The following is a 3397-nucleotide window of genomic DNA, read 5'->3' as shown; positions in this document are numbered from 1 at the left end:
ACACGATCCATAGATGCTCCAGCTGGTAATTCAATATTACCAATAATAAATCCATTATCTTCTGTTGGTACAAATCCTGTTGGCATTATCTTTCCAACACTATAAATTCCAAAAGCAGATGCAATGATTATTAAAAATGAGATCCATTTATGTTTAATTAAAAACTTGAATGAATTACCATATTTATGTGTCATTACATTAAACGCAGTATTGAAAGAATCAAAAAATCGTTGAATAAAATTACGTTTATGTTCTCCTTCTTCATGAGCTTTTAAAAATAAAGCACATAAGGCTGGTGATAATGTTAAGGCATTTAATGCTGAAATTAATATAGATACAATTAATGTAATACCAAATTGTTTATAGAAAACCCCTGTTGGACCAGAAATAAATGTTACAGGAATAAATACGGCACACATTACTAATGTAATAGAAATAATGGCTCCTGATATCTCATCCATTGCATTTTTTGTTGCATCTACAGGTGTTTCATGATGACTCTCCATCCTAGCATGTACTGCTTCTACAACTACAATCGCATCATCCACTACAATACCTATGGCGAGCACCAAAGCAAATAAAGTCAATAAATTCAATGAAAATCCTGCTAAACTAAGAAAAAAGAAAGTACCTACAATAGATACTGGTACAGCTATTAATGGTACCAATGTTGAACGAAAATCTTGTAAAAAGATATACACTACTATAAATACCAAAATAAAAGCTTCTATCATTGTATGAATAACCTTTTCTATAGAAGCTTCTAAGAATGTATTCGTATCCATTAAAATAGTATATGTTACCCCTTCAGGAAACTGTTTAGAAGCTATTTCTAATTCTTTTCTTAAATTTTCAATAATTTCTTGGGCATTAGATCCTGGCGTTTGATAAACGGCAAATACAGCAGATGGATCTCCGTTCATTTCTGAAGCACTAGAGTATGTCTGAGCTCCAAATTCAATATCAGCAACATCTTTTAATCGAAGAACTTGACCATTCCCTAATGATTTTATTACAATGTTACGGTATTGTTCTTCTGTTTTATAACGTCCTGAATATGTTATTGTATATTCAAATGCTTGCCCTGCATTTTGTCCTAAAGCTCCTGCTGCCGCCTCTAATGACTCTTGTGATAATGAAGAGGATACATCAGAAGGCTCTAATCCATAACTAGCCATTCGACTAGGATTTAACCATATACGCATAGAATATGTCATAGCTCTAAATACAGTAGCATCACCTACTCCAGTAACCCTTTTTAAAGCAGGAATAATATTAATATTCAAATAATTATGGAGATAAGTTTCATCATACTTTGGATTTGTAGAATTCACGGATGCAAACATTAATGGAGATATTTGTTGTTTCTGTGTAACAACCCCTGATCTTGTAACCTCTGCTGGTAACAATGGGGTTGCTCTAGCTACACGATTCTGTACGTTAACTTGAGCTATATCTCCATCAACTCCTGGTTTAAAAACTACTGTTGTTGTTGCTGATCCATTGTTTGATGCTGTAGATTGAATATAATCCATTCCTTCTACTCCATTCACTTGCTCTTCTATAGGAATAACTACAGATTCCATAACTGTCTTGGCATTTGCTCCTGGATAAGAAGCGGTGATCTGAACAGTTGCGGGTGCAATATCAGGATATTTTGATACTGGAATGATAATTAATCCCAATATACCCAATATTAATATTATAATAGAAATAACCGTCGACAAAACGGGTCTTTCAATAAACTTTTTTAACATATGAATAGTTTTTTTAGAAAACTGGTTTTATTGATTCTACAACTTTTTCAAAATTTGTAGGTTGAGGCGTAATTGGTGTTTTATCTCTTAATTTCGCTACACCTTGCGCTACTACTTTATCGCCTTTTTTCAACCCTTCTTTTACTATTGCCATATTACTTGTTTTTTCTATAACAGTAATTGGTGTAGCAATTGCTGAGTCATTTCTTACCTTATAAACATAAGTTAAGCCTTGTTGTTCGAAAGTAGAAGCATCTGGAACAACTAAAACATCTACATAAGTTTTTGGGATACGAACTTTACCTGAATTTCCATTCGCTAATAATTTTGAGCCATTTGTAAAAATTACTCGGAAATCCATTGTTCCTGTTGTGGGATTTATTTGACCTGAAACTGTTTGAATTTTCCCTTTTTCTGGATAGACTTCTCCATTAGCTAAAACTAATTCTACAGGTGGTATTTTATCTAATTTCTCTTTTAAAGAACTTCCCTCTGATCTTGACAAGAAATTTAAATACTCTTTTTCATTCATTGAAAAATAAGCATATACATTACTTGTATTAGATACTACTGTTATAGGAGTTTGATCTGTTGGACCTACTAAAGTTCCTTGACGATAATTAATTTGACCTACAACTCCATTGATTGGTGATCTCACAACAGAATAATCTACATTTGCTACGGCTCCTTTATATGTTGCCTGAGCTTGTTTTAGAGAAGCTATAGCCTGATTATGTTGAGCTTGAGCTTGAGCTAAATTTGCTTTTGCCGTTTCTAATTGTACATTACTAATAATTTTTTTATCTACAAGTGGTGTTAATTTATTTACCTCTACTTGGGCTGCATTTACTGTTGCTTGAGCTGCACTAACTGATGCTTGGGCTGCTGTTATTGCGGCCTTTGAAGCATCTGCATTTTGTGTTAATACATTTGTTTCTAGCTTAAACAATGGCTGTCCTGCTGTTACATATTTCCCTTCATCTGTATAAACTTCTGTTATATAACCTTGTATTTTAGCTCGAACATCATTATTTACGATCCCTTGGATATTGGTAGGGTATTCATCAAAACTATTTACCACTTTTACTGGCACATCTACAACAGGGTAAGGTGTTGGACCTTGTTGTTGGGCTGTAGCATCCTTTTTACCACAAGAACTCAATGCTACTGCTAGAGCACCAAACATTATAACGTTAACGTTCTTCATATTAATTATTTTCCAGTTGAATTTTATTGATTTTATTGATTGTTTCATTTAATGTACTTTTTGTTTTATCTAAATGCTCTAGATAAATATCAATAAGCCTTTCATCATGATTCTTTGATAAAGAATCATTACAAAATTTATAATCCCTTATTTTATTTGTAAAAACTATTTCTTGTGAAATCATTTCATATAAAAAATCTAGCTTTTCTGTAAAATAATTTAGATTTAGCCTAAAATACCTCTTTCTAGAATTAATTTTATTAATGTATTCTATTTGATTTGTAGAGAGTAAAAAGTTAATTGAATTAGATAAGGAACTTTTACTTACATTAAAAACTTCTAATAATTCCTCGAATGTGAAACCTTCATCATTTGATTCTAAAACCATGTAAGCTTGTAATTTTGCTGCCAATGGTGGAAGTTTATAAGTTTG

Annotated in this window: 3 protein-coding genes; all 3 read right to left on the bottom strand. The window is 32.2% G+C overall.

What is annotated here, in order from left to right; translation table 11 throughout:
- Positions 1-1757, bottom strand: a 1757-nt coding sequence (locus RT575_RS15445) for an efflux RND transporter permease subunit (protein WP_313582029.1), incomplete at its 3' end; no start/stop codon positions are given.
- Positions 1758-1770: 13 nt separating this feature from the next.
- Positions 1771-2964, bottom strand: a complete 1194-nt coding sequence (locus RT575_RS15440; protein ID WP_313582027.1) for an efflux RND transporter periplasmic adaptor subunit — start codon at positions 2962-2964, stop codon at positions 1771-1773.
- Position 2965: 1 nt separating this feature from the next.
- Positions 2966-3397 (bottom strand): transcriptional regulator (locus RT575_RS15435; protein ID WP_313582025.1); only part of this gene is annotated, 432 nt, incomplete at its 5' end.

It is taken from the genome of Chishuiella sp. (assembly GCF_032109125.1).
Classification (GTDB): Bacteria; Bacteroidota; Bacteroidia; order Flavobacteriales; family Weeksellaceae; genus Empedobacter.
This window is presented reverse-complemented; position numbering and strand designations above follow the sequence as displayed.

Bases quoted from the DNA above. Each gene is read 5' to 3' on its own strand.
- RT575_RS15440 (WP_313582027.1), bottom strand. From the start codon at position 2,964: ATGAAGAACGTTAACGTTATAATGTTTGGTGCTCTAGCAGTAGCATTG.